This window comes from Pseudomonas libanensis (assembly GCF_001439685.1).
In the GTDB taxonomy this organism is placed as follows: domain Bacteria; phylum Pseudomonadota; class Gammaproteobacteria; order Pseudomonadales; family Pseudomonadaceae; genus Aquipseudomonas; species Aquipseudomonas libanensis.
In genome coordinates this window covers 48,220-73,737 of the sequence record NZ_JYLH01000019.1, presented here as the reverse complement: position 1 = coordinate 73,737, position 25,518 = coordinate 48,220, and the positions used below count along the sequence as shown (strand labels likewise).

Genomic DNA, 25,518 nt, shown 5'->3' with positions numbered 1-25,518 from the left:
TTACTCCGCCTGGGTCATGCCGATGGAGCGGCAGGGTTGGTCGATCAGGGTTTTCAGCTCGGCGTCGAGGCCGAGCAGGGTCAGGGTCACGCCCATCATTTCCAGGGAGGTGAAGTAGTTGCCGACGTAGCAACGGTGGATCTTCAAGCCCCTGGCCTTGAGCTGTTTTTCCACCTCGGCGTAGAAAATGTACAACTCCATCACCGGCGTTGCACCCAGGCCCGAGACCAGCACCACCACACTGTCGTCCTGGCTGAAATCGCGGTCAGCGAGGATCGGTGCGAGCATGCGCTCGGCCATGGCCGCAGCCGGCTCAATCGGGATGACTTCGATGCCCGGCTCGCCATGATGGCCGATGCCCAGTTCCATCTGGCCGTCAGGGATCTGGAAGTTCGGCTTGCCCACGGCGGCGATGGTGCACGGCGTGAGGCCGATGCCGATCGAGCGGCACTGGTCGACGGTCTTCTGCGCGACGCGAATCACCCCGTCCAGGTCGTAATGCTGGGCGGCGGCGGCACCGCCGATCTTCCACATGAAGATTTCCCCGGCGACCCCGCGACGCTTGGCGATATCGGCCTTGGGCGCCGAGGCCACGTCGTCGTTGGCCACCACGGTGCGGATGCGCATGTCTTTGCTGGCGGCCATTTTCATCGCCAGCTTGACGTTCATATTGTCGCCGGCGTAGTTGCCATACAGGCAGGCCACGCCCGCGCCATGGTCGGCGGCGCGGAAGGCGTCGAAAAAGCTCTTGGCGGTGGGCGAGGAGAAAATCTCGCCGACGGCCACGGCGTCCACCAGGCCCGGGCCGACATAGCCGAGAAATGCCGGCTCGTGCCCGGAACCGCCACCGGTGACGATGCCGACACGACCCTGGACGGACGGCCTGGCCTTGACGATGACCCGTGGGTTGGTCTCGTACTGGCGCAGTTCGGGGTGCGCGACCAGGATGCCGCGCAGCATGTCCTCGACCACTTGGTCGGGATCGTTGATGACTCGATTCATAACGCGGGTTCCTGTGTTCTTGTTCTAAAGGGCGGCACTATTCCACTGTGGGAGCTGGCTTGCCTGCGATGGCGGTGTGTCAGCTGGGGAGTTTTTATCTGATTCACCGCCATCGCAGGCAAGCCAGCTCCCACAGGGTTTTGTGTTGTTACTGAGATCAGGGTTCGAGTACAACTTTGAGCGACTTGTCGCCGCGCTCCATCACCGCAAACGCCTCCTTGAAATCCGCCAGGGCAAACTTGTGGGTCACCACATCGCGCATGTCGATCTTGCGGTTGCCGATAAAGTCGATGGCCCGCGGGTACATATAGGGCCCCAGGTGCGAGCCGAGGATGTCCAGCTCCTTGCGGTCGCCGATGATCGACCAGTCCACCGTGGCCTCGTCGTTGAACACGCTGAATTCGACGAAGCGCCCCAGCTTGCGCAGCATCGCCAAGCCCTGGTTGACGGCCTTGTGGTGCCCGGTGGCTTCGATATAGATGTCGCAGCCGTAACCGTCGGTGATCGCGCGGATTTTCGCCAGCACGTCGACCTCGGCCGGGTTCCAGACTTCGTCGGCGCCCATGCGCAGGGCGAGGGCGGCGCGTTCGGGTTTCATGTCCAGCACGATGAGCTTTTTCGGGTTGCGCAATCGCACCGCGCCGATAATGCCCAGGCCCAAAGTGCCGGCGCCTGCGACCACTACGATGTCGTCATGGTCGACGTTGGCGCGCTCCGCCGCGTGCAGCGAGCAGGCCAGCGGCTCGATCAGGATCGCTTCGTCGGGCGCGATGGATTCAGGCACTTTGTGGATGATGCCTTCTTTGGTGAAGATCATGTACTGGGCCATGGCGCCCTGCACATTGTTCTGGAAGCCATACAGGTCATGCTTCTGGCACATCCAGTACTGGCCGTGGTTGCAGAAGCGGCAACCCCAGCACGGCACGATCTGTTCGGAAATCACCCGGTCGCCGACCGCCACGCCACGCTTTTCGGCGCCTGGGCCAAGGGCGACCACCCGGCACACGAACTCATGCCCGGGAATCATCGGCGGTTTCACATAGCGCGGTTGCTCGGCATCGCCCCAGAACGACGGCGCGCCGCGATAGGTCTTGATATCGCCCATGCAGATGCCGCACAGCTCGACCTTGGTCAGGATTTCGTCGGGGCCGGGCGTAGGTACGTCAACGGTTTCCAGGCGATAGTCTTCCGGCCCGTGGCAGACCACGGCCTGCATGGTTTTCGGGATGCTCGGGGCGAGTTGTTCCGGTGTGTGTTCAGTGACGGTGGACATGACAAGACCTCACGACATAAAGATGGAATTACTGAATGCTGTAGCCGCCATCGATCACCATGTTGGCGCCGGTGATCATCTGCGCGGCATCGCTGAGCAGGTACAACGCCAGCCCGGCGATTTCTTCAGGCAATGCAAAGCGCCCCGCCGGGATCTGCAATTTGGCCCGCTCGCCCACTTCACCGGCCCAGGCTTTTTTGCCCAGGGCGGTTTCGACGATGGTGGGGGAGATGGCGTTGACGTTGATCTGCGGCGCCCATTCCATGGCCAGGACCTTGGTCATGCCGACGATGGCCGCCTTGCTGGCGCAATAGGCGACGTGACGGTCCAGGCCAATGACGGCGGCCTGGGAAGCAAGGTTGACGATACGCCCGCTGCCCTGGGCGAGCATATGTCGGGCGCACGCCTGGGCCACGAAGAAACTGGCCTTGAGGTTGATATCCAGGGTGGTGTCCCAGGCGCTTTCACTGACCTCGATGGCCTTGTCCAGCAGCACCACGCCGGCGCTGTTGATCAGGTAATCCAGGCGTTGGAAGTGTGCGAATACCTTGTCGACGGTCGGTTGTATCTGGTCGATCCTCCCGAGATCGACGGCAATGCCCAGGTGCCCGGCACCCAGGCCGGCCGCCACGTCGACCACGGCCGGGTCGCGGTCCAGCAGCGCCACGCGGGCACCGCGTTCCGCCAGCAAGGTGGCGCAGGCCAGGCCGATACCGGCGGCGCCACCGGTGATCACCGCGCAACGGCCGCTGAGGTCGAAGGCTTGGTTCCAGAAACCAGACATGAATAACTCCCGTTACAGATCAAAAGGTAGAACGCGGTCCAATGTGGGAGCTGGCTTGCCTGCGATTGCATCGACCCGGTCTACCTGATGCACCGAGGTGCTTGCATCGCAGGCAAGCCAGCTCCCACAGTTGACTGTGTTTCAAGCCACTGACTATTTACCGCCGCTGACTTGCTTATACAGCGCATCCGCATTGGCATTGGTCACCGGCACCCATGGCAGGATGTAGTTCTTAGCCGTGCCGTCGGCCCATTTCACGTCCTTGGCATAGCGTTCCCAGATCACCGACTGCGGCTTGTAGTCCTTGCCGGCCAGGGCGCGCAGGGCCACGTCCAGCGCGCCTTGGGACTGGGCCTGGGCGTCCTGGAGGAAGGTGGTGACCTCGTCTTTTTTCGCTGCCTGGATCGCATCCGGCATGCCGTCAATGGAGGTCACGGGCACGTCCTTGGATGTAAGGCCGTGGGACTTCAGCGCCTGCACGGCGCCCAGGGCCATGTCGTCGTTCTGGGCGATCACGCCATTGATGCCCTTTGGGTGAGCGTTGAGCCAGTCTTCGGTGAGGGTCAGGGCCTGGGCGCGGTCCCAGTTGGCGGTTTTCTTCTCGATGATCTTGATGTCCGGGTGTTTGCCCAGCACTTCCAGCTCGCCTTTTTCCCGGTCGATCTGGGCCGACTGGCCAATCGGGCCCTGGATGATCACCACGTTGCCCTTGCCATTGAGCTTGTCGACCATGGCCTGGGCCTGCAGGCGGCCGCCTTCCACGTCGTCGTTACCCACATACGGCACGCTGGCATCGGCTACTTTCGTATTGGAGGCGATGACCACCACGTCGTTGCTCATGGCAGCCTTGACGGTGCCGACGCCGGCCTTGGTATCAATCGGCACGAACAGGATCGCGTCGTAGCGTTGGGTCACCATGTTTTCGATCTGGTTGTTCTGGGTCAGGGCGTCGTAGTTGCCGTCGAACACGGTCAACTGCACGGTGCCATCCTTGACGGCCGGGTGTTCCTTGAGCTCACGGACCCAGTTCTGCATGAACTGGCCCTTGAGGCCGTAAACGGCCGCGCCGATCTTGTAGGTCTTGCCATCGGCTGCCAGGGCGATGCTGCTGGCGAGCAGGGTGAGGGCCGCCGTGGCGGCCAGGGTGGTGCCCAGTTTCATAAGTCGAACTCCAGTTATTGTTATGGGTCGTTCTTCAGCGTTTCTTCTTGCGCCACACGTCGATCAGTACTGCGAACACGATGATCAGGCCCTTGGCGACCTGCTGGTAATAGGAGGACACACCGAGCAGGTTCAGGCCGTTGTTGATCACGCCGATCAACAGCGCACCAAACAGCGTGCCGACAATGCTGCCGGTGCCGCCTGACAAACTGGTGCCGCCGATCACCACCGCGGCAATCGCGTCCAGCTCATAGGAAACCCCGGCCTGGGGCAGGGCAGAGGTGGTGCGTGCCGACAGCACCACGCCGGCCAACCCGGCGAGCAGGCCCGAGACCACGTACACCGAGAACATCACCTTGCGCACACCGATGCCGGAGGTGCGCGCGCTTTTTTCATTGCCGCCCACCGCGTACACATAGCGCCCGTAAGTGGTGTAGCGCAGCACCATCCAGAAGATCAGTGCGACCACGGCGAAGATGATGATCGGCACGCCTATCGGGCCGATCTTGCCGATACCCAGGGCCAGGTAGGCGTCGGGCAGGTCGGTGATGGGGCTGCCGTCGTTGAGGATAAAGGTCATGCCCCGGGCGATGCTGAGCATGCCCAGGGTCGCCACGAACGGTGGGATCGACAGGTTGGCGACCATAAATCCATTGACCACGCCGAGCATTGCCCCGGCAAACATCCCGGCGCTGACTGCCGCCAGCAGGCCGTAACCCTGGGTGGCGACCATGGCGCTGCACAGCCCGGCAAACGCCAGGATCGAACCCACAGAGAGGTCGATGCCCTTGGTCAGGATCACATAGGTCATGCCCACGGCGAGGATGCCGTTGATGGAGGTCTGGCGCAGGATGTCCATCCAGTTGCGCCAGGTCATGAAGTATTCGCTGGAAAACGCCATCACCACGCAGAGCAGGATAAACACCAACGGCAGGCCGAAGCGGTCGAGGGACAGGCGCAGGCGGCTGCGTGGGGCGGTAGTAATAGGTGCGGCGATGGTTTTGGCATTCATGAGGCAAGACTCAACAAGGCTTCCTGGGAAAGGGCGGTGTCGGTGCTGATGGTCACCAGCCGGCCACCCTTGAATACGGCGATGCGATCGCTCAGGTGCAGCAGTTCCGGGGCTTCCGACGACACCACGATGGCCGCGCCGCCAGCTCGTACGAACTGGTCGAGCAGGCGGTAGATCTCCTGCTTGGCGCCTTCGTCGATGCCCCGGGTCGGTTCGTCGCAGAGCAGGCACACCGGCTCGGTGGACAGGCATTTGGCGAGCACTACTTTCTGCTGGTTGCCGCCGCTCATGGATGCCACCGGCAAATCCAGGGAGCTGGTCTTGATCTGCAAGCGCTTGACCATGTCCTCGGCCAGTTGGGTTTCCTTGCGTGCGTTGATCAGCGACCAGCTCGATAAGCGCTTGTAGGCCGACAGCGCAATGTTCGACAGGATGCTGCCGGTCAGTACCAGGCCGCTGTCCTTGCGATCTTCGGTGACCAGGGACATGCCGGCGTCGATAGTGGCCTTGGGCATGCCGATCGGCATGGGCTTGCCTTGCAGGGTGACGCTGCCGGAATCCGCCACGGTCAGGCCGTAGATGCAATTGAGGAATTCACTGCGCCCGGAGCCCATCAGCCCGTAGATGCCGAGGATTTCGCCCTGGCGCAGTTGCAGGCTGATGTCGTGGAACTCGCCGTCGCGGCTCAGGCTGTCGACTTGCAGGCAGGTGTCGGTGGCGCATTCGCGGCCCACCTTGTGGTCGATGCGCGTCAGCTCCTGCCCGACGATGCCGCGCACCAGGTGGTCGCGGTCGATATCGGCCATGCGTCCGCTTTCCACAAAGGCGCCATCGCGGAAGATGCTGTAGTCATCGGCGATCTGCGCCAATTCGCTCAGGCGATGGGACACATACACGATGCCGGCGCCGCGGGCGGTGAGGCGGCGAATGGCCTTGAACAACGTTTCGGCCTCGCGCTCGCCGATGGCCGAGGTGGGCTCATCCATGATCATCACCTGGCAGTCATGGCTGAACGCCTTGGCGATTTCCACCAGTTGGATCTGCGCCACGCTCAAGCGGTGCATGGGGCTGGTGGCGTCGACCTCGAATTCCAGGCTTTCCAGCAGTTCGCGGGTACGCCGATTGAGGGTCTTGCTGTCGACGATGCAGCCGGCGCGGCGTGGTTCGCGGCCCAGCCAGATATTTTCGGCGACGCTCATGTAGGGGATGGGTTCCAGCTCCTGGGTGATCATCGCGATCCCCGCCGCCAGGGCTTCACTCGGGCGGTTGAACTGTACCGGCGCACCGTTGAGCAGGATGCTGCCGGCGTCACGCTGGGTGATGCCCATCAGGATGCTCAGGAAGGTCGATTTGCCGGCGCCATTGCCGCCGCACAGGGCGTGGACGCTGCCGGCCCGCAGAGAAAGGCGCCCGTCACGCAGGGCGGGCACCCCGGCGTAAGCCTTGGCGACGTGTTCAGCCTGGAGCAGTAATGGCGTGGCCATCGGCGTGTCCTCGTGCTGTGAATTCTTATTAGGTCGCACAGTCATGTTTCGCTGTGAGCATATGTGTATCAAATGAAATTCTGATCAGTCAATCTCTTTCACTTAAAAGCGATGATTCTCATCTTTAGCCGCCATATTGGCTTTTCAAGCCGCGTTGACTGGGAGGTCAGTTAAATCAAGCTTGACAGGAAGGGCTAAAAACCCGCGAAATGGCTGAGCGAAATTTCATAGAGTGATCATATGATCAGTCTTAATCAGGATATCGGCAGCGGAGCCAGACGCTATGAACACACCTTTCCCGGTGGCTATCGGTTGCGATGAAGCGGGTTTTGAGCTTAAAGAACTGTTGAGGCGCCATATCGAGGCGCTGGGTTACCCGGTGACCGACTTCGGTACTCATTCCACCGCCCCGGTGCTTTACCCGGACATCGCCCTGGCTGTGGCCAATGCCATCAATGCCGGGCAGCAGCGCCTGGGTGTGCTGGTGTGCGGCACCGGGATCGGCATGGCCATCTCGGCCAACAAAGTCATGGGTATTCGTGCGGCCCAGGCCCATGACACCTATTCGGCGGAGCGGGCACGCAAGAGCAACGATGCGCAGATCCTGTCCATCGGTGCGCGGGTGATCGGCGCAGAACTGGCCAAGAGCATCGTCACTGCGTTCCTGGCCTCGGAGTTCGAGGTGGCGCGTTCGGGGGCCAAGGTCGAACGCATCAATGCGATCGAGCGCGATGGGCATCAGTAGTGGACGGCACGGGGCAAGAGTCGGGAGAATGCGCCTTTGACGCCGAAACGGAAGCCCGTCCCCATGAGTGACAGTACCCAGCGCATGGCCAGTGATATCGATCAGATGACCGAAGTGGCGATGCTCTATTACCTTGAGAACGTCACTCAGGAGGCCATCGCCAAGCGCTTCGACCTGTCGCGGGCAAAAGTCAGTCGCCTGCTCAAGCGGGCGCGGGATGAAGGCATTGTCGAGGTGCGCGTATTGCAGCACCCGGCGATGAATAACGAGTTGGAGAGGGCGCTGGTGGAGCGCTTCAAGCTTGACCGCGCCTTGATCGCGGTCGACCACAGCGACCCCGACACCCAGCGCTCGGCGGTCGCCAGCCTGGTGGCCAACTACCTGAACAAGACCCTCGGTGACGGCATGATCGTCGCGGTGGGCATGGGGCGTAACGTCGGCGCAGTGGCCGACAACGTCTTCCTGCCGGTGACGCGCAACTGCACGTTTGTGTGTGCCATTGGCGGTTCGCTCAAGGCCGGCGAGTACATGAATCCCGACCATATCTGCCGGCGCCTGGCCCTGCGCTTTGGTGGCGAGAGCGAAAGCCTGTACGCCCCGGCGCTGGTGGCCAACCCGGAACTGCGTGGGGTGCTGATCAATAACGACACAGTGCGCTCCACCCTCGACCGTGCACGGCGAGCCGATATTGCCCTGATCGGCATCGGTGACATGAGCGAGAACAGCAACATGGTGCGCATGGGCTGGTTCTCGCCCCAGGAGATCGCCCAGGCGCGGTTATCCGGCACCGTGGGGGACATGATGGGCTATGACTTTATCGACATTCACGGCCAGCCTGCAGTCAACGCCATCCAGGGCCGGGTGATCGGGTTGACGGTGCAGGAGTTGTTCCGTATCCCTGACGTGGTGGCGATTGCCAGTGAGAACACCAAGGCGGCGGCGACGCTGGGGGCGTTGCGCTCGGGGGTTATCAATACCCTTGCGACAACCGTCACCAATGCCCACACCATCCTGGCGCTGGATGATGCTACCCGTAAATCCTGATGAGTCGTCTATCTGGCAGGCGGGCAGGCTTTCTGTGGGAGCTGGCTTGCCCGCGATTGCATCGACCCGGTCTAGCTGATGCACCGAGGTGCCTGCATCGCAGGCAAGCCAGCTCCCACAAAAGTTACTGTGCTTCTGATAGAGGTTTACAGGTTTTGTAATAGTTTTGCGTTGTGGGAAATTCGTATTTCAAATGTAGGATTCAAGTCCTTTTGTCATTTCAGGACTTGCATGAACACCCTCTCGGAGCCTCCCAGTCGTCTTTCCCCAAGACAACCGCTGTCGCTGTTCCCGCTGAAGCACCCCGTCTTCCGTCAACTAACCTTGTCCCGGTCGTATGACCGCACTTTGCCGTGCCCGGCGTTCTGAACACTTTAAAGACAGAGACTTTATAAATGGAATGGTTAGCGGATCCAACGGCCTGGCTCGGCCTTGCGACCTTGATTGTGCTGGAACTGGTGCTGGGTATCGACAACCTGGTGTTTATCGCGATCCTGGCGGACAAGTTGCCGCCGGAACAGCGTGACCGCGCGCGGTTGATCGGTTTGTCCCTGGCCTTGCTGATGCGCCTGGGCCTGTTGGCGAGTATTTCCTGGTTGGTGACCCTCACCCAGCCGCTGTTCGAGGTGTTCGACAAGAGCTTCTCCGGTCGCGACCTGATCATGCTGTTTGGTGGTGTGTTCCTGTTGTTCAAGGCCACCATGGAATTGCATGAACGCCTGGAAGGCCATGTGGCCCAGCACAAGGGCAGCGTGGCCTACGCCATGTTCTGGCCGATCGTCGCGCAGATCGTGGTGCTCGACGCGGTGTTCTCCCTCGACGCGGTGATTACCGCCGTAGGCATGGTGGACGAACTGGCGGTGATGATGATCGCGGTGATCGTCTCCATCGGCTTGATGATCGTGGCGAGCAAGCCGTTGACCCGCTTCGTTAACGCGCACCCCACGGTGATCATGCTGTGCCTGGGCTTCTTGATGATGATCGGTTTCGCCCTGACCGCCGAAGGCTTGGGCTTCCATATTCCGAAGGGCTACCTATACGCGGCCATTGGCTTCTCGATTCTGATCGAGCTGTTCAACCAGATCGCCCGGTCGCGGCGCAAGAAGTCGGCGCAGGGTGTGCTGCCGGTGCGTGAGCGTACCGCCCATGCAGTGATGCGCTTGTTGGGTGGCCGCAGCCTGGCGGTGGAAGAGGTGGGCGAAGAGGTTGCCGACCTGCTGGGCGAGCCGGATGCCAGCCAGGGGCCGCTGTTTGACCGACGTGAGCGGGTGATGATCAGCGGTGTGCTGCAACTGGCCGAGCGGCCGATTCGCTCCTTGATGACGCCTCGGGCCAAGGTTGACTGCATCGACCTGGCGGACGATTCCGAGACTATCCGCCTGAAGTTGATGCATTCGTCCTACTCGCGCCTGCCGTTGATCCGCAATGGCGCGGTGGATGAACCCCTGGGCTTTGTGCACAAGAAGGAGCTGCTCAAGGAATACCTGGCCGGTAACGAGCCGAACCTGGAACACCTGGCGCGCCGGGCGATCAATCTGCTGGAGAGCTTTTCGATCCTCAATGCCCTGGAACAGATGCGTCAGGAATCCACTCACATCGCCTTCGTGATCAACGAGTTCGGGGATTTCATGGGCGTGTTGAGCATGACCGACATCCTCGAATCCATCGCCGGTGAACTGCCCGACGCCAGTGAAATAGAGGGGCCGGACATTATCGAGGAGGTCGATGGTTTCCGTGCCAATGGGGCCTTTAACCTGAACCAGATCAGTCAGCGCACCGGCTTCAAGGCTGCGGCGACCGAGGATTATCAAACCTTGGCCGGTTTGGTGATGAGCCTGCTCGACCGTCTGCCGGTGGTGGGCGATAGCCTTGAGCACCAGGGCTGGCGCTTGACGGTGGTGCAGGTGGAGGAGCGTCGGGTGACGCAAGTGCATTTGTGCCCTTGCGCAGCTCATAGCGGCTGAAGATGTCCTGCACAAACTGCTCTTGTTCTTCCATGGGGCCGAAGCCTTTGAATTTTTCTACCAGGGCGCCCTTCAAGTAGATCAGCAGCGTCGGGGTGCCTGTTACGTCAGGGTGCCTCGGCGTGTGTGCGCAATCGAGCACCAGGCTGACTATCCATGGATGCCTCCAGGCGGCCAGCTCGAAGAGGGGTCCTGCACCCGCGCAGGCGGGGCAGTGCTCTGAAACAAAAAGAAGGAACACGGGGCGCGGCGTGTTCAGAACCCATTGGAATTCCGTGGCGCTGGAAATTTTTCGCGTGACAATTCCCATGACGATCTCTCCTCAGGCCGTGGCGGTTTTTGCTGACGCTATGCCCGTGGATTACCCACGTCTACTGTCAACTTTCACAGGTCAGCCCAGACGCTCAGTATCGGTGCGCAGTAACACCGGTGTGGGGCCTTGCGTAGCAAGACGACTGCGCTGATGGCGTAACGCCGTCTATCTGTTCGATCACTATCTCGCTGACCCATAAGGCATTTCTGCCCCGCATAGTTTTACTCCTGCGCCTATGGCACACTTTCTGCTGTCTATTCCGTTGTTACATACTTGGTTCCGGTATAGCGGAATACACAACCCTTGGAGTGCTTGTCATGCATCACCGACCTTCCCTGTTCAAAGCGTGTGTTCTTCTCTTCGCCGCATCGGCTTCCCTCGCCAGCGTTGTGCACGCGGCGGACAGCAAGCTCGATGACGTGCTCAAGCGCGGGCATCTCATCGTGGGTACAGGCAGTACCAATGCGCCGTGGCACTTCCAGGGAGCGGATGGCAAGTTGCAGGGGTTCGATATCGACATCGGCCGCATGGTGGCCAAGGGTTTGTTCAATGACCCGAGCAAGGTCGAGTTTGTGGTGCAGTCGTCCGACGCACGCATTCCCAACCTGCTCACCGACAAGGTCGATATGAGCTGCCAGTTCATCACCGTCACTGCCAGCCGTGCGCAGCAAGTGGCCTTCACCCTGCCGTACTACCGCGAAGGTGTCGGCCTGTTGCTGCCGAACAACAGCAAGTACAAGGAAATCGAAGACCTGCAGGCGGCGGGCGATGACGTCACCGTGGCTGTGCTGCAAAACGTGTATGCCGAAGAGCTGGTGCACCAGGCGCTGCCCAAGGCCAAGGTCGACCAGTACGACAGCGTCGACCTGATGTACCAGGCCGTGAACTCCGGTCGCGCCGATGCCGCCGCCACCGATCAGTCCTCGGTCAAATACCTGATGGTGCAGAACCCTGGCCGCTACCGCAGCCCCACCTATGCCTGGAGCCCGCAAACCTATGCGTGCGCGGTCAAGCGCGGCGACCAGGACTGGCTCAATTTCGTCAACACCGCGCTGCACGAAGCCATGACCGGTGTGGAATTCCCCACCTACAAAGCCTCGTTCAAGCAGTGGTTTGGCGTGGACCTGCCAGAGCCGGCGATTGGTTTTCCCGTGGAATTCAAGTGATCCGCAACAATAGGGGCGCGCCTGAACACGCCCCACTCAGGTACTGCTGACCATGAACTATCAGTTGAATTTTGCCGCCGTCTGGCGTGATTTCGACACCTTGCTGGCGGGGCTCGGCCTGGGCCTGCAGCTGGCCTTGCTGTCGATTGCCATCGGCTGCGTGATCGGCCTGCTGATGGCGTTTGCCATGCTGTCCCGGCACCGGGCGTTGCGCATCCTGGCCTCGGTGTACGTGACGGTGGTGCGCAATACGCCGATTCTGGTGCTGATCCTGTTGATCTACTTTGCCTTGCCGTCCCTGGGGATCCGCCTGGGCAAGATCCCCTCGTTCATCATCACCCTGTCGCTCTACGCCGGTGCCTACCTGACCGAAGTGTTCCGCGCCGGGCTGCTGAATATTCCCAAGGGCCTGCGGGAAGCCGGCCTGGCCATCGGACTTGGCGAGTGGCGGATCCGCGCCTATATCACCGTGCCGGTGATGCTGCGCAATGTATTGCCGGCGCTGTCGAACAACTTTATCTCGCTGTTCAAGGACACCTCCCTGGCCGCGGCGATTGCGGTGCCGGAACTGACCTATTACGCCCGCAAGATCAACGTCGAAAGCTACCGGGTGATTGAAACCTGGCTGGTCACGACCGCGCTCTACGTGGCTGCCTGTTACCTCATTGCCATGCTGCTCCGTTATCTGGAACAGCGCCTGGCGATCCGTCGTTAAGGAGGGTTTCCATGTACGAATCCCCCAGTTGGCTGCATGAATTATGGGTCGCCCGCGATACGCTCTGGGCCGGTTTCCAGGCCAGCGTGTACGTGTCGACCCTGGCGATTATCTTTGGCACCCTGATCGGCATAGTCGCCGGGTTGATCCTGACCTACGGCAAGTTCTGGATGCGCGCGCCGTTTCGCCTGTACGTCGATTTGATCCGGGGCACACCGGTGTTTGTACTGGTGCTGGCGTGTTTCTACATGCTGCCGGCCCTGGGCTGGCACATCAGCGCATTCCAGGCCGGTGCGGTTGGGCTCACGTTGTTCTGTGGCTCCCATGTGTCGGAAATCGTGCGTGGCGCGCTGCAAGCCATTCCCCGTGGGCAGCTGGAAGCAGGCAAGGCGATTGGCCTGACGTTTTACCAGTCCCTGGGCTACGTGCTGTTGCCCCAGGCGCTGCGGCAGATCCTGCCGACCTGGGTCAATTCCTCCACGGAAATCGTCAAGGCCTCGACCTTGCTGTCGGTGATCGGCGTGGCTGAATTGCTGCTCAGTACCCAGCAGGTGATCGCACGCACCTTCATGACCCTGGAGTTCTACCTGTTCGCCGGGTTTCTGTTCTTTGTCATCAACTACGCCATTGAATTATTCGGGCGCTACATTGAAAAGCGGGTGGCCTTGCCATGAACCAAGCTCAAACCAACCAACCGCTGCTGGCTATTCGCGGGCTGCGTAAACAATACGGCGAGGTGGAAGTGCTCAAGGGCGTGGACCTGTCCATGCAGCGCGGCAATGTGGTGACCTTGATCGGCTCCAGCGGCTCGGGCAAGACCACCTTGCTGCGCTGCGTGAACTTGCTGGAAGAGTTCCAGGGCGGGCAGATCACCCTGGATGGCGAGTCCATCGGCTACCGCGAGGTCGGCGGCAAGCGCGTGCGCCATCCGGAGCGGGTGATTGCCCGGCACCGCGCAATGACCGGCATGGCGTTCCAGCAATTCAATCTGTTCCCGCATCTGACCGCGCTGCAAAACGTCACCCTCGGCTTGCTCAAGGTCAAGAAGATGGGCAAGGATGAAGCCGTGGCGCTGGCCGAGAAATGGCTGGACCGCGTCGGCCTGCTGGAGCGCCGTAACCACTTCCCGGGCCAATTGTCCGGCGGCCAGCAACAGCGCGTGGCGATTGCCCGGGCTATTGCCATGAACCCCAGCCTGATGCTGTTCGACGAAGTCACCTCGGCCCTCGACCCGGAACTGGTGGGCGAAGTGCTCAGCGTGATCAAGGGCCTGGCGGAAGAGGGCATGACCATGTTGCTGGTCACCCACGAAATGCGCTTTGCCTATGAAGTCTCGGACCAGATCGTCTTCATGAACCAGGGCCGCATTGAAGAGCAGGGCAGCGCCAAAGACATTTTCGAACGGCCGCAGTCGCCGCGACTGGCGGAATTTCTCAAGAACATTCGTTTTTAACAAGGAGCAACTTTCATGAGCATTACTCGTTACGGTACCGGCAGCACTGCAGGTGGCGGCCAGCCACGTCCCTTCGCCCGTGCGGTGGAGGCCGATGGCTGGCTGTATGTGTCAGGCCAGGTGCCCGCCGTGGACGGCGAAATCATCAGCGGCGGCATCATCGAGCAGACCCGCCAGACCATGCGCAACGTGGTGGCGATCCTCGAAGAGGCCGGCTACGAACTCAAAGATGTGGTGCGCGTGGGTGTGTGGCTGGAAGACCCACGGGACTTCTGGAGTTTCAACAAGGTCTTCGGCGAATACTTCACCCCGGAACACGCCCCGGCGCGGGCCTGCGTGCAGGCCAATATGATGGTCGATTGCAAGGTCGAGATCGATTGCGTGGCCTACAAGAAAAAGGCCTAAATCCCCCCACTCTAAAGACCACGGCAAGACAACTGTGGGAGGGGTCTTGCCAGACCCTGGAATTTTAACGGGACCGAGTACTACCATGACCGAAGACACCATCAAGCGCCGCGCCAAAGGCCTGGACCGTGCGTTCGATATCCTCGATTTTCTCAAGGAGATCGGCCAACCCCTGCGCCCGAATGATATTGCCAGCGGCATCGGCAGCCCCAAGTCCACGGTTTACGAGCTGGTCGCGTCCCTGCTGGAGCGGCGCATCCTGGAAACCGTAGGCAAGGACGGCCACGTGTATCTGGGCCGCCAGTTGTATTTCCTCGGCCAGGCGCACCTGCGCCACTTCGACCTGACCCGCGAGGCCGACCATGCCTTGCAGGATATCGTCAGCCAGACCCACGAAACCGCGCAGATGTGCCTGCTCAATGGGCGCAAATACACGGTGGCCTTGATGCGCGAGGGCCAGCGGCATTTCAGGATTTCTTCGGATATCGGTGAAAACGCACCGATCCCGTGGACCGCTTCCGGGCGCCTGCTGCTCGGGCATTTAAGCGACCAGCAGATCATCGACCTGATCGACCCCGACGATTTCATCCTGCCGGACGGCCAGCGCCTGCCGTTGCACATCTTCCTGGCACAGATCCGCCAGGCCACCCTCGATGGCTTTTTTTCCTTCGACAGTGTGGCCGACACCTTTACCCATTGCTTTGCCGCTCCGGTGCGGGATGCCCAGGGCGTCAGCATCGCGACTTTGTGCATCGTCGCCCCCCGGGCCGATGCCAGCAAAAACTACCATGACTATCGCCGAGTGCTGATCGACAGCGCCAACAGCCTGGCCCGGCGTATCAACGAATAGGAGTTTTCCATGTCTGCCCTCAATGCCGTTGAAAAAGGCGCCGCCGCTATCGGTGCCCACTTGGTCCGCGACGTTAGCCTGCCGGCCCTGGTGCTGCACCGCGACGCCCTGGAACATAACATTCGCTGGATGCAGGATTTTGTCAGCCGCAGTGGTGCCGAGCTGGCGCCCCACGGCAAGACCAGCATGATGCCCGCGCTGTTCCAGCGCCAGCTCAGCGCCGGCGCCTGGGGTATCACCCTGGCCAGCGCCGTGCAGACCCGCGCTGCCTACGCCGGTGGCGTGCGTCGCGTGCTGATGGCCAACCAACTGGTGGGCGCGCCGAACATGGCGTTGATCGCTGAGCTGCTGGCCGACAAGGATTTCGATTTCCATTGCATGGTCGATCATCCGGATAACGTCGCCGACCTGGGACTGTTCTTCGCCGCCCGTGGCCTGCGCCTGAACGTGATGATCGAGTACGGCGTGGTCGGCGGCCGTTGCGGTTGCCGCAGCGAGCAGGAGGTGCGCGAGCTGGCCAAGGCAATCAAGGCCCAGCCCGCGCTGGCCCTGACCGGTATCGAAGGTTACGAAGGGGTGATCCACGGTGAGCATGCCATCACCGGCATTCGTGACTTCGCCGCCAGCCTGGTGCGCCTGGCGGTGGACTTGCAAGACAACGGCCTGTTCGACCTGCCCAAGCCGATCGTCACGGCCTCGGGCTCGGCCTGGTACGACCTGATCGCCGAGTCGTTCGAAGCGCAGAATGCCGCCGGGCGTTTCCTCAGTGTGTTGCGCCCCGGCAGCTATGTAGCCCACGACCATGGCATCTACAAAGAAGCCCAGTGTTGTGTGCTCGAGCGCCGCAGCGACCTCGACGAAGGCCTGCGCCCGGCGCTGGAAGTCTGGGCCCATGTGCAGTCGCTGCCGGAGCCGGGCTTTGCGGTGGTTGCCCTGGGCAAGCGCGACGTGGCCTATGACGCCGGTCTGCCGGTGCCGCTCAAGCGCTACAAGGCCGGGATTGTGCCGGCACAAGGCGATGATGTGAGTGCCTGCAAGGTCACGGCGGTGATGGATCAGCATGCGTTCATGGCCGTGGCACCGGGGGTTGAATTGCGTATTGGCGACATCATTTCGTTTGGTACGTCCCATCCTTGCCTGACCTTTGATAAATGGCAGGTGGGGTGCCTGGTGGATGAGCAGTTGCAGGTGGTTGAGTCTCTGCGTACCTGCTTCTAGACCGCGTCGCGGCTATCGCAGGCAAGCCAGCTCCCACAGTTGACCGCGTTTTAACTGAAGAAATGCAGTCGAATGTGGGAGCCGGGCTTGCCCGCGATGGGCCCCTCCAGCACACCTGAGAACTCTGCCATGAACACCCACCTCCGCATCGCCCTCATCGGCGAATGCATGATCGAACTGCAACACCGCGCCGACGGCAGCCTGCATCAGAGCTTCGGCGGCGACACCCTGAACACGGCGGTGTACCTGCGCCGCGAACTGGGCGAGGTCGGCAGCGTCGACTACGTCACCGCCTTGGGCGATGACAGTTTCAGCGATGCCATGTGCCAGCAATGGCACGAAGAGGGCCTCGGCCTGGGCATGGTCCAGCGCCTGCCCGGACGCCTGCCGGGTTTGTACTGCATTCAGACTGACGCCAATGGCGAGCGCAAATTTCTCTATTGGCGCAACGAAGCGGCGGTGCGTGACTGCTTCACCACGCCGGCGGCCGAGCCGATACTGGCGGCGTTATCGGGTTATGACGTGGTGTATTTCAGCGGCATTACCCTGGCGGTGCTGGGAGCAGTGGGGCGCGAGCGCCTGCTGCAAACCCTGGTGCAAATCCGCCGTCGTGGCGGCAGGGTGGTGTTCGATAACAATTACCGACCACGGTTGTGGGCCGATCTGGCAGCGGCCCGTGAGGCTTATCGCACGGTGTTGGCTGAGGTGGATATCGCCTTGTTGACCGAGGACGACGAGCGCGCCTTGTTTGGCTATCAAGACAGCGAGCAGGTGTTTGCGGCGTATCCATCGATTGCAGAGGTGGTGCTCAAGCGTGGGGCGGATGCCTGTCTGATTCGTTGTGCGGGGGTGCGCTTTGCAGTGCCAGCGTTGAAGGTGGAGAAGGTGGTGGATACCACGGCGGCGGGGGATTCGTTCAGTGCGGCGTATCTGGCCGGTCGACTTAGAGGTGAGTCGCCGCAAGAGGCTGCCATGGCAGGGCATCGGCTGGCGAGTCGGGTGATTCAGGTGTCGGGGGCTTTGATACCGAGGTGAATGGCCGCCTGTGGCGGATCGGGGGCAAGCCCCCTCCCACATTTTGATGTATTCACACATCAAGTGTGGGAGGGGGCTTGCCCCCGATGAGCATAGGTATCTACACAACTTCGGCACGAGGCTAAATCTGTGGCGAGGGAGCTTGCTCCCGTGACGGGCTGACAGCCGACGCTGATCTAGCTGACGCACCGCGATCCAAATGTGGGAGCTGGCTTGCCTGCGATGACGGCCTGCCAGCCGATGCCAATCTACCTGACACCCCGCAATCAAACTGTGGGAGCGGGCTTGCTCGCGAAGGCGGCCTGACAGGCGACACAGCTATACCGGGTACATATCCATCCCTGTCGAATTCCGGCCAGCGTGGTTTAACGGGGCGCCTGAGATCAAGATCAAGAGCGGCTCGCTTCGCATCGTGGTTACCGTTGAGCGCTACAGAGTTGTGTAGATACCTATGCCCCGATGAGGGCTAAAAGGCAACCCATCAGTCGCGGTAAAACACCTGCACCAGGTGATACCCGAACTTGCTCTTGATCGGCCCGTGCACCACCTTCACCGGCTTCTTGAAGATCACCGCATCAATCGCCCCCACCATCTGCCCGGGCCGCACTTCACCGAGGTCGCCGCCGCGCTTGCCCGACGGGCAGGTGGAGTACTTCTTGGCCAGCACATCAAAGGCTTCGCCCTTGGCAATGCGCTGCTTGAGTTGTTCGGCTTCTTCGCTGGTTTTCACCAGGATATGACGGGCTTGGGCTTTCATTGGTCTCTACCAGCAGTGCGACGGCGCGCGATTATGCCTGAACTCATGCCTCGACGCCGAGCATGCCGCGGATTTTGGTGGCCAGCAGGTCGATGGAAAACGGCTTGGCCACCATGCCCATGCCGTCTTCCAGGAAGCCTTGGCGTTCGGCGGCTTTCTCGGCATAACCGGTCATGAACAACACCCGCAGGCCCGGGCGATGCTGGCGGGCGATTTCTGCCAGTTGCCGACCGTTCATGCCAGGCAGACCGACGTCGGTCACCAGCAGGTCGACGCGCAGATCCGACTCCAGCAGCGGCAGCGCCGCGCGGGCATCCGCCGCCTGGTGGGCGGTATAGCCCAGCTCGTTGAGCACGTTGACCACCAGCATGCGCACCGCCGGGTCGTCCTCGACCACCACCACTGCTTCACCGGCTTGGGCCACGGGGGCTTCGGCCAGGCTGGCGGGCAGGTTGTTTTCCAGCGCGGTGCCATACAGGCGTGGCAGGTACAGGCGCACACAGGTGCCCTGGCCCGGTTCGCTCTGGATGGTCACATGGCCTCCGGACTGCTGGGCAAAGCCATAAATCATCGACAACCCGAGGCCAGTGCCTTGGCCGATGGGCTTGGTGGTGAAGAATGGATCGAAGGCCTTGGCGAGAATTTTCGGCGCCATGCCGCTGCCATTGTCGCTCACGCCGAGCATCACATAGTCGCCGGCCTTGACAGGTTCCAGGGTGGTGATGTCGGTGCCGTCCAAATAGCTGTTGGCGGTTTCGATCAGCAACTCACCGCCATCGGGCATGGCATCGCGGGCGTTGATCACCAGGTTGAGCAGGGCGTTTTCCAGTTGGCTGGCGTCGGTGTTCACTGGCCAGATGTCCTTGCCCAATTGCACATTAAGCGTGATATGCGCGCCCTTGGTGCGCTGGAACAGGTCTTCCAGGGACGCCACCAACTGGTTGGGATCGGTGGGGCGCCGGTCCAGCGACTGGCGCCGCGAGAACGCCAGCAGGCGGTGGGTGAGGGCCGCGGCACGGTGGGCGGAGGCGACGGCGGCATCGGCAAAGCGGCCGATATCGTCGCTGCGTCCGGCAGCGATATAGCGTTGCATCAGGTCGAGACTGCCGATGATGCCGGTGAGCATATTGTTGAAGTCATGGGCGATGCCGCCAGTGAGCTGGCCCACCGCTTCCATCTTTTGCGCGTGACGCAAGGCATCTTCGGCGCGCTCGCGCTCGAACATCTCGTTTTGCAGGCGCTGGTTGGCTTCGGCCAGGGCCTGGGTGCGCTGGGCCACGCGTTCTTCGAGGTTCTCGTTGAGATGGCGCAGGGCTTCTTCGGTGAGTTTGCGTTCGGTCTCGTCGATCACAAAGATGTAGAAGCCATTGACCGAGCCGTCGTTGCTGAAGCGCGGCAGGTACTTCATCAGCGCGTGGCGCGGGCGACCGTCGCGATGCGGCGTGATGGTCATGAAGCTGCACGCCTTGCCGTTGAGGGCGGCTTCGATCTTGTCCGCGCGCCCGGCATACACCTCGTCGCCGAGGACTTCGCGGATGGACTTGCCGTACAGCTCCTGGGGGGTCATGCCGTACCAGTCGAGGTAGGCGCTGTTGTTCAAGCGAAAGCGCTGCTCATGGTCGACATAACCGATCAGCACCGGCATGGCGTTGATGATCAGTTGCAGCTCGGTCTGGCTTTGACGCAGGGCCTGTTCGGTGTGCTTGCGCTCGGTGAGGTCCAGCGCGGCGCCGAGGAACCGCGCTGGGCGGCCCTGCTGATCCTTGTAGCAGCGGCCACGAGCGAACACCCAGCGCACTTGGCCGTCGGCTTGCAGCAGGCGGTATTCCTCGGCGTATTCAGTGCCGAAGGTGATGCAATGCTTGATGCTGCGCGCCACCATGCCACGGTCTTCGGGGTGCACGCCTTGCAGGTAGGCGCTGATGGGCAACAGGCCCGCGTCATTGGGGTCGACGCCATGCAGGTGGGCGAAATGGGCGTCGGCGATAAAGCGGTCTTCACCGATATCCCAATCCCAGGTGCCTACCGCATCGGTTGCCGCCAGGGCCAGTTGCAGGCGCTGCTCGGTACTGTGCTGGGCCTTGAGGCTCTCTTCGGAGCGCTGCTGCAGTTCGAGGGCTTTGCTGCGCCGCTCGTTGGTTTCGATGGCGGTGACCAGGATACCGGCCACCAGGCCGCTTTCATCGCGCACCGGGCTGTAGGTCAAGTCGAGCCAGATGTCGGTGTCGCGGCCCTGGCGTTGCACCACGAAGCGCTGCTCGCTGAAGGTGCGCACCTGGCCGCTGAGGACCGCGTCGTAGACCGGCCCGGCGAAGCTTTCCAGCTCCGGCCAGGTATGGTGCGCCGGCTGGCCAAGGGCGCCGGGGTGCTTGTTGCCCACCAGCAGGGCAAAGGCGTCGTTGTAGAGTTGAGTGAGTTGCGGGCCCCACAGCAGCACCATCGGCATCGGCGAATGCACGACGATATCGACGGCGGTGCGCAGGCTCTGCGGCCAATCAGTGACCTCACCGAGAGGGCTTTGTGCCCAGTCCAGCCGCTTGATCAATGCAGCGGCTTCGCTACCGGTGGATGTTCCATTCATGAAAAAGCCCTGAGCATGACGCTTTGAAATATGACAACACCCATTGTCCCAAGGGATAACAGCAGGTGACTACCCCCGAAAAATAGCATGCGGTGAGGGTTTTTCTTCAAAACGCTGCGTCAGCGCTGAAACCTTTCATCTAATAATCCAGTTCAGCTCGATTACGAAATTGCTCCAGCGCCTGGGGGTTGGCCAAGGCATCGGTGTTCTTCACCGGCTCACCGTGCACCACATTGCGCACGGCCAATTCAACGATCTTGCCGCTGATGGTGCGGGGGATATCCGTGACAGCAAGGATCTTGGCCGGTACGTGGCGCGGCGTGGTATTGGCGCGGATCACCTGGCGAATCTGCTGCTGCAGCGCTTCATCCAGTTCCACTCCGTCATCGAGACGCACAAACAGCACCACGCGCACATCGTGCTGCCACCGCTGGCCGATGGCGAGGCTTTCCAGCACCTGGGGGAGTTTTTCCACCTGGCGATAAATCTCGGCGGTGCCGATGCGCACGCCACCGGGGTTGAGCACAGCGTCCGAACGCCCATGAATCAATAGGCTGCCATTGGCCCGTTGCTCGGCATAGTCACCCTGGGCCCATACACCGGGGAACTGGCTGAAATACGAGGCGCCCAGCTTGGTCTGTTGCGGGTCGTTCCACAACCCGATGGGCATGGCGGGGAAGTGCCGGGTGCACACCAGTTCGCCTTTCTCTGCGACCAAGGGCCGGCCCTGGTCGTCCCACACTTCAATGGCCATCGCCAGGCTCTTGCACTGCATCTCACCGCGCCGTACCGGCAACACCGGGTTGCCGATCACAAAGCAGGAGACGATATCGGTGCCGCCGGACATCGACGACAGGCACAACTGGGCCTTGATCTCGCGATACACATAGTCGTAGCTCTGGGGCGACAGCGGCGAGCCGGTGGAAATCAGGCCCTTGAGGCTGCCCAGGTCGTGGCTCAGGCGCGGTTGCAACCCGGCTTTCTCCAACGTGGCAAGGAACTTGGGGCTGGTGCCGAACACACTGATTTTTTCCGCATCGATCAGGTCGATCAAGCGCTCAGGGCCGGGATGAAACGGTGAGCCGTCGTACAGCACCGCGGTGGCACCGAGCGCCAGCACCGACACCAGCCAGTTCCACATCATCCAGCCGCAGGTGGTGTAGTAGAACAGGCAGTCCTCGCGGCCGAGGTCGGCATGCAGGCCGTGTTCCTTGAGGTGGGTGAGCAGCACGCCGCCGGTACCATGGATGATGCACTTGGGCACGCCGGTGGTGCCGCTGGAGTAAAGGATATACAGCGGGTGATCGAACGGCACCGCGACAAAATCAGGCTCGCCACCGGCTTGGTAGAAGTCGTTCCACAGCGCGACCCGGGCTCGAGTGCGGTAGTCCCCGACCTGCGCCTGGGGTTGGGCGTAGGGCACGATGATCAACTGTTGCAGGGACGGCAGGCGTTCGAGGATTTCATTGAGCTTGGCGCTCTGGTCGATGGCCTTGCCGGCATAGCGGTAGCCGGCGCAGGTGATCAGCACCTTGGGTTCGATCTGGCCGAATCGGTCGATCACGCCCTGGGTGCCGAAGTCCGGCGAGGAGCATGACCAAATTGCACCAAGGCTGGTGGTAGCCAGCATGCCCGCCAGGGTTTGCCAGGTGTTGGGCATGCACGCCGCCACCCGGTCGCCGATGCCCACACCTGCCGCCCGCAGGCTGCGTTGCAGGCCAGCGACGTGGGCGGCCAGTTCGGCATAGCTCAGTTGTTCGCGCTGGCCGTCCTCGCTGATCGCCACCACGGCGGGGTGATCGTCGCGGCGGCGTAACAGGTGTTCGGCAAAGTTCAGGGTGGCGCCGGGGAACCACTGGGCACTGGGCATTTCAGCGCCCTCGACCAGGGCCGTGGTGGGTGGGCTGCGAAATTGCACGTCGAAGAACGCGACAATCGCCTGCCAGAAGTCCGGGCGCTGGTCGATGCTCCATTGGTGCAGGGCGGGGTAGTCACCCAGCTGCAGGTCGTGGCGATCGTTGATAAAGCGCCGGAACTGGTCCATTCGCGTGTTGGCGATGCGTTCGGGGGAGGGTTGCCAGAGGATGTCGGACATAGCGAAATCTCTTGTTCTAGTATCGGTCTTCCAAACAATAGGGTCCCAATGTGAGAGGGGGTTACTGGGCCAGCCAGCCGCCGTCGATATTCCACGCGGCGCCACGTACCTGGCTGCCGGCCTCGCTGCACAGGAACAACACCAGCTCGCCCAGTTGCGACGGCGTGACGAACTCCAGCGACGGCTGTTTTTCAGCCAGTAAGTCCTGCTGCGCCTGTTGCGGGTCGACCCCCGTGGCCACCCGATCGTCAATCTGCTTCTGCACCAACGGCGTCAGCACCCAGCCCGGGCAGATGGCGTTGCAGGTCACATTGCTGGTGGCGGTCTCCAAACCCACCACCTTGGTCAGGCCAATCACCCCATGCTTGGCCGCCACATACGCGGCCTTGCCCACTGAGCCGACCTGGCCGTGCACCGAGGCGATGTTGACGATGCGCCCCCAGCCCTTGGCCTTCATGCCCGGCAAGCCCAGGCGTGTGCTGTGGAACACCGAGGACAGGTTGATGGCGATGATCGAATCCCAGCGTTCCACCGGAAAGTCTTCCACCGCCGCCACATGCTGGATGCCGGCGTTGTTGACCAGAATGTCGACGCCGCCGAATTCGCGCTCGGCGTAGGCGAACATGTCGGCAATCTGCGCCGGGTCGCTGACGTCTGCCGGGTGGTGCCCGACCTTGCCGCCAAACGCCTGCACCTGGGCGATCACCGCGCTGGCGTCGCCGAAGCCATTGAGGATCAGGTTGGCACCGGCCTTGGCCAGGCTCAGGGCTATGCCTAAGCCGATGCCGCTGGTGGAGCCGGTGACCAGGGCGGTCTTGCCATTCAAAGTCGTCATGAAAACCTCACACAATGCCAGTGGCGTAGAAAGTACCGATCACCACGAACACCGCGAGGGTCTTGATGATGGTGATGCCGAAAATGTCCTTGTAGGCCTCGCGGTGGGTCAACCCGGTGACCGCCAGCAGGGTAATCACCGCGCCGTTGTGGGGCAGGGTGTCCATGCCGCCGCTGGCCATGGCCGCGACCCGGTGCAGCACTTCAAGGGGGATATTGGCCGCGTAGGCCGCCGAAATAAAGCTCTCGGACATTGCCGCCAGGGCGATGCTCATGCCGCCGGAGGCGGAACCGGTGATGCCGGCCAGCAGGGTCACGGTAATCGCTTCGTTGACCAGCGGGTTGGGGATGCCCTTGAGCCAGTCCGCCAGTACCAGAAAGCCCGGCAGCGAAGCGATCACCGCACCAAAGCCGTATTCCGATGCGGTGTTCATGGCGGCGAGCAACGCACCGCTCACCGCGCTCTTGCTGCCTTCGGCCAGCTTGCTTTTGATTGCGGAGAAGCCGAACACCAGCACCACGATAATCCCCACCAGCAATGCCGCCTGTACCGCCCAGATGGCGGTGAGCTTGGCAATTTCGGTGGTTACCGGCGTGCTCATGCCCGGCAGGCTGAGGCTGTGGGTCTTGCCGTACCATTGCGGGATCCAGTGGGTAAACAACAGGTTCATAACCCCGACCAGGATCAGCGGTGACAGCGCGACCCATGGGTTGGGCAAGGTGAGGTTCTCAGCAGTTTCTGGCTCATTACGCAGCTCGGTGCCATAGCCTTCGCCGGCTCGCTGGGCCTTGTTGCGCTGGCGCGCCAGGTAGAGCATGCCGGCGCAGAATACGAAGATCGTGCCGATCAACCCCAGCCACGGTGCGGCCCAGGCGGTGGTGTTGAAGAAGGTGCTGGGGATGATGTTCTGGATCTGCGGCGTGCCGGGCAGGGCGTCCATGGTGAACGAGAACGCGCCAAGGGCGATGGTCGCCGGGATCAGGCGCTTGGGGATATTGCTCTGGCGGAACATCTCCGCCGCGAACGGGTACACCGCAAACACCACCACAAACAGCGATACGCCGCCGTAGGTGAGCAGGGCGCAGACCAACACGATGACCAGCATCGCTTGGCGCGTGCCAAGCAAGCGGATCGCAGCGGCGACGATGGAACGTGAGAAACCCGACAACTCGATCAGCTTGCCGAACACCGCGCCAAGCAGGAACACCGGGAAATACAGCTTGATAAAGCCCACCATCTTTTCCATGAACACCCCGGTGAAAGCAGGGGCGACGGCGGAGGGGTCGGTGAGCAACACCGCCCCAAGGGCGGCAATGGGGGCAAACAGGATGACGCTATAGCCGCGGTAGGCCGCCAGCATCAGCAGCGCGAGCGCGGCCAGGGCAATGATCACACTCATGGTGTGTCTCCATCGGATTGTTATTGTTGTGGGGTGAGGCTGTGGGAGGGAGCTATAGCGAGATGCGTGCCAGATTTATAACTTGTTGATATGTATTGATTTATTGTGGATTTAGAGTGATTTTCGAGACGGCAGTCTCAATCCAGAGACGAGTGGAGATCCTTGTGGGAGCTGGCTTGCCTGCGATAGCGGTGGTTCAGCTGGCTTGTAGGGCACTGTTAGACCGC

General features: G+C 61.7%; 22 protein-coding genes and 1 pseudogene. 11 read left to right on the top strand and 12 right to left on the bottom strand.

Translation table 11 applies throughout. From position 1 onward, the window contains the following. From TU73_RS24495 to TU73_RS24470, 6 genes are all read right to left on the bottom strand, one after another. Positions 1-1,002 carry a dihydroxyacetone kinase subunit DhaK gene (locus tag TU73_RS24495; protein ID WP_057014361.1) on the bottom strand — a complete coding sequence of 334 codons (1,002 nt, stop codon included), beginning with the start codon at positions 1,000-1,002 and terminating at the stop codon, positions 1-3. Positions 1,003-1,159: 157 nt separating this feature from the next. Next, complete coding sequence (locus TU73_RS24490; RefSeq protein WP_057014360.1) at positions 1,160-2,275, bottom strand: MDR/zinc-dependent alcohol dehydrogenase-like family protein; 1,116 nt, start codon at positions 2,273-2,275, stop codon at positions 1,160-1,162. A 28-nt stretch (positions 2,276-2,303) separates the two neighbouring features. Next, positions 2,304-3,059, bottom strand: coding sequence for an SDR family oxidoreductase (locus tag TU73_RS24485; RefSeq protein WP_057014359.1), 756 nt, complete (start codon positions 3,057-3,059; stop codon positions 2,304-2,306). A 153-nt stretch (positions 3,060-3,212) separates the two neighbouring features. Beyond that, positions 3,213-4,220, bottom strand: coding sequence for a substrate-binding domain-containing protein (locus tag TU73_RS24480; RefSeq protein ID WP_057014358.1), 1,008 nt, complete (start codon positions 4,218-4,220; stop codon positions 3,213-3,215). Between the two features lie 34 nt (positions 4,221-4,254). After that, positions 4,255-5,232: an ABC transporter permease gene (locus tag TU73_RS24475; RefSeq protein WP_043051434.1), complete on the bottom strand. Its 978-nt coding sequence runs from the start codon at positions 5,230-5,232 to the stop codon at positions 4,255-4,257. Next, complete coding sequence (locus TU73_RS24470; RefSeq protein WP_057014357.1) at positions 5,229-6,716, bottom strand: sugar ABC transporter ATP-binding protein; 1,488 nt, start codon at positions 6,714-6,716, stop codon at positions 5,229-5,231. The genes TU73_RS24475 and TU73_RS24470 overlap by 4 nt, the downstream gene beginning before the upstream one ends. Positions 6,717-6,999: 283 nt before the next feature. Here TU73_RS24470 and rpiB point away from each other — a divergent pair, with 283 nt between their 5' ends. From rpiB to TU73_RS24455, 3 genes are all read left to right on the top strand, one after another. Continuing rightward, positions 7,000-7,461 (top strand): ribose 5-phosphate isomerase B, encoded by a 462-nt coding sequence (rpiB, locus tag TU73_RS24465; protein WP_043051432.1) that lies wholly within the window; start codon positions 7,000-7,002, stop codon positions 7,459-7,461. Between the two features lie 63 nt (positions 7,462-7,524). Beyond that, complete coding sequence (locus TU73_RS24460; protein WP_005788844.1) at positions 7,525-8,505, top strand: sugar-binding transcriptional regulator; 981 nt, start codon at positions 7,525-7,527, stop codon at positions 8,503-8,505. A gap of 395 nt (positions 8,506-8,900) precedes the next feature. Beyond that, a complete protein-coding gene (locus tag TU73_RS24455) occupies positions 8,901-10,469 on the top strand; it encodes a TerC family protein (protein WP_057014356.1) in 1,569 nt (522 codons plus the stop codon). 22 nt (positions 10,470-10,491) lie between these two features. Here the strand turns inward: TU73_RS24455 and TU73_RS28700 are convergent. Beyond that, positions 10,492-10,779, bottom strand: a pseudogene (locus tag TU73_RS28700) (thioredoxin family protein); the annotation flags it as partial. A gap of 320 nt (positions 10,780-11,099) precedes the next feature. Between TU73_RS28700 and TU73_RS24450 the strand changes: the two are divergent. The 8 genes from TU73_RS24450 (at position 11,100) to TU73_RS24415 (ending at position 17,624) form a co-directional block, all read left to right on the top strand. Continuing rightward, positions 11,100-11,948, top strand: coding sequence for a transporter substrate-binding protein (locus tag TU73_RS24450; RefSeq protein ID WP_057014355.1), 849 nt, complete (start codon positions 11,100-11,102; stop codon positions 11,946-11,948). Between the two features lie 52 nt (positions 11,949-12,000). Next, on the top strand, positions 12,001-12,663 hold the full coding sequence (locus tag TU73_RS24445; protein ID WP_057014354.1) for an amino acid ABC transporter permease: 663 nt from the start codon (positions 12,001-12,003) through the stop codon (positions 12,661-12,663). An 11-nt stretch (positions 12,664-12,674) separates the two neighbouring features. Next, on the top strand, positions 12,675-13,337 hold the full coding sequence (locus TU73_RS24440; RefSeq protein ID WP_057014353.1) for an amino acid ABC transporter permease: 663 nt from the start codon (positions 12,675-12,677) through the stop codon (positions 13,335-13,337). After that, entirely contained in the window at positions 13,334-14,116 is a 783-nt protein-coding gene (locus TU73_RS24435) for an amino acid ABC transporter ATP-binding protein (protein WP_057014352.1), read from the top strand. Before TU73_RS24440 ends, TU73_RS24435 begins: the two co-directional genes overlap by 4 nt. 15 nt (positions 14,117-14,131) lie before the next feature. Beyond that, positions 14,132-14,521: a RidA family protein gene (locus TU73_RS24430; RefSeq protein ID WP_057014351.1), complete on the top strand. Its 390-nt coding sequence runs from the start codon at positions 14,132-14,134 to the stop codon at positions 14,519-14,521. 85 nt (positions 14,522-14,606) lie between these two features. Next, entirely contained in the window at positions 14,607-15,371 is a 765-nt protein-coding gene (locus TU73_RS24425) for an IclR family transcriptional regulator (RefSeq protein ID WP_057014350.1), read from the top strand. A 9-nt stretch (positions 15,372-15,380) separates the two neighbouring features. After that, a complete protein-coding gene (locus TU73_RS24420) occupies positions 15,381-16,589 on the top strand; it encodes an amino acid deaminase (RefSeq protein ID WP_057014349.1) in 1,209 nt (402 codons plus the stop codon). Between the two features lie 129 nt (positions 16,590-16,718). Next, complete coding sequence (locus TU73_RS24415) at positions 16,719-17,624, top strand: sugar kinase (protein ID WP_057014348.1); 906 nt, start codon at positions 16,719-16,721, stop codon at positions 17,622-17,624. Between the two features lie 481 nt (positions 17,625-18,105). On the opposite strand, the gene TU73_RS24410 is transcribed toward TU73_RS24415, so the two are convergent. From TU73_RS24410 to TU73_RS24390, 5 genes are all read right to left on the bottom strand, one after another. After that, positions 18,106-18,381, bottom strand: a complete 276-nt coding sequence (locus TU73_RS24410; protein WP_003174397.1) for a peptidylprolyl isomerase — start codon at positions 18,379-18,381, stop codon at positions 18,106-18,108. A 43-nt stretch (positions 18,382-18,424) separates the two neighbouring features. Further along, positions 18,425-20,962 (bottom strand): PAS domain-containing hybrid sensor histidine kinase/response regulator, encoded by a 2,538-nt coding sequence (locus TU73_RS24405; protein WP_057014347.1) that lies wholly within the window; start codon positions 20,960-20,962, stop codon positions 18,425-18,427. A gap of 139 nt (positions 20,963-21,101) precedes the next feature. Continuing rightward, the gene (locus TU73_RS24400; RefSeq protein WP_057014346.1) at positions 21,102-23,057 is read right to left on the bottom strand and encodes an acetoacetate--CoA ligase; all 1,956 of its coding nucleotides are present in this window, start codon (positions 23,055-23,057) and stop codon (positions 21,102-21,104) included. A gap of 61 nt (positions 23,058-23,118) precedes the next feature. Further along, the gene (locus TU73_RS24395) at positions 23,119-23,892 is read right to left on the bottom strand and encodes a 3-hydroxybutyrate dehydrogenase (protein WP_057014345.1); all 774 of its coding nucleotides are present in this window, start codon (positions 23,890-23,892) and stop codon (positions 23,119-23,121) included. 7 nt (positions 23,893-23,899) lie between these two features. Next, positions 23,900-25,291 (bottom strand): GntP family permease, encoded by a 1,392-nt coding sequence (locus TU73_RS24390; RefSeq protein ID WP_057014344.1) that lies wholly within the window; start codon positions 25,289-25,291, stop codon positions 23,900-23,902. Positions 25,292-25,518 lie beyond the last annotated feature (227 nt).

What these genes read in the sequence shown, in the direction of transcription:
- TU73_RS24495 (WP_057014361.1), bottom strand. Translation starts at nt 1,002, where the DNA reads ATGAATCGAGTCATCAACGATCCCGACCAAGTGGTCGAGGACATGCTG.
- TU73_RS24490 (WP_057014360.1), bottom strand. Translation starts at nt 2,275, where the DNA reads ATGTCCACCGTCACTGAACACACACCGGAACAACTCGCCCCGAGCATC.
- TU73_RS24485 (WP_057014359.1), bottom strand. Translation starts at nt 3,059, where the DNA reads ATGTCTGGTTTCTGGAACCAAGCCTTCGACCTCAGCGGCCGTTGCGCG.
- TU73_RS24480 (WP_057014358.1), bottom strand. Translation starts at nt 4,220, where the DNA reads ATGAAACTGGGCACCACCCTGGCCGCCACGGCGGCCCTCACCCTGCTC.
- TU73_RS24475 (WP_043051434.1), bottom strand. Translation starts at nt 5,232, where the DNA reads ATGAATGCCAAAACCATCGCCGCACCTATTACTACCGCCCCACGCAGC.
- TU73_RS24470 (WP_057014357.1), bottom strand. Translation starts at nt 6,716, where the DNA reads ATGGCCACGCCATTACTGCTCCAGGCTGAACACGTCGCCAAGGCTTAC.
- rpiB (WP_043051432.1), top strand. Translation starts at nt 7,000, where the DNA reads ATGAACACACCTTTCCCGGTGGCTATCGGTTGCGATGAAGCGGGTTTT.
- TU73_RS24460 (WP_005788844.1), top strand. Translation starts at nt 7,525, where the DNA reads ATGAGTGACAGTACCCAGCGCATGGCCAGTGATATCGATCAGATGACC.
- TU73_RS24455 (WP_057014356.1), top strand. Translation starts at nt 8,901, where the DNA reads ATGGAATGGTTAGCGGATCCAACGGCCTGGCTCGGCCTTGCGACCTTG.
- TU73_RS24450 (WP_057014355.1), top strand. Translation starts at nt 11,100, where the DNA reads ATGCATCACCGACCTTCCCTGTTCAAAGCGTGTGTTCTTCTCTTCGCC.
- TU73_RS24445 (WP_057014354.1), top strand. Translation starts at nt 12,001, where the DNA reads ATGAACTATCAGTTGAATTTTGCCGCCGTCTGGCGTGATTTCGACACC.
- TU73_RS24440 (WP_057014353.1), top strand. Translation starts at nt 12,675, where the DNA reads ATGTACGAATCCCCCAGTTGGCTGCATGAATTATGGGTCGCCCGCGAT.
- TU73_RS24435 (WP_057014352.1), top strand. Translation starts at nt 13,334, where the DNA reads ATGAACCAAGCTCAAACCAACCAACCGCTGCTGGCTATTCGCGGGCTG.
- TU73_RS24430 (WP_057014351.1), top strand. Translation starts at nt 14,132, where the DNA reads ATGAGCATTACTCGTTACGGTACCGGCAGCACTGCAGGTGGCGGCCAG.
- TU73_RS24425 (WP_057014350.1), top strand. Translation starts at nt 14,607, where the DNA reads ATGACCGAAGACACCATCAAGCGCCGCGCCAAAGGCCTGGACCGTGCG.
- TU73_RS24420 (WP_057014349.1), top strand. Translation starts at nt 15,381, where the DNA reads ATGTCTGCCCTCAATGCCGTTGAAAAAGGCGCCGCCGCTATCGGTGCC.
- TU73_RS24415 (WP_057014348.1), top strand. Translation starts at nt 16,719, where the DNA reads ATGAACACCCACCTCCGCATCGCCCTCATCGGCGAATGCATGATCGAA.
- TU73_RS24410 (WP_003174397.1), bottom strand. Translation starts at nt 18,381, where the DNA reads ATGAAAGCCCAAGCCCGTCATATCCTGGTGAAAACCAGCGAAGAAGCC.
- TU73_RS24405 (WP_057014347.1), bottom strand. Translation starts at nt 20,962, where the DNA reads ATGAATGGAACATCCACCGGTAGCGAAGCCGCTGCATTGATCAAGCGG.
- TU73_RS24400 (WP_057014346.1), bottom strand. Translation starts at nt 23,057, where the DNA reads ATGTCCGACATCCTCTGGCAACCCTCCCCCGAACGCATCGCCAACACG.
- TU73_RS24395 (WP_057014345.1), bottom strand. Translation starts at nt 23,892, where the DNA reads ATGACGACTTTGAATGGCAAGACCGCCCTGGTCACCGGCTCCACCAGC.
- TU73_RS24390 (WP_057014344.1), bottom strand. Translation starts at nt 25,291, where the DNA reads ATGAGTGTGATCATTGCCCTGGCCGCGCTCGCGCTGCTGATGCTGGCG.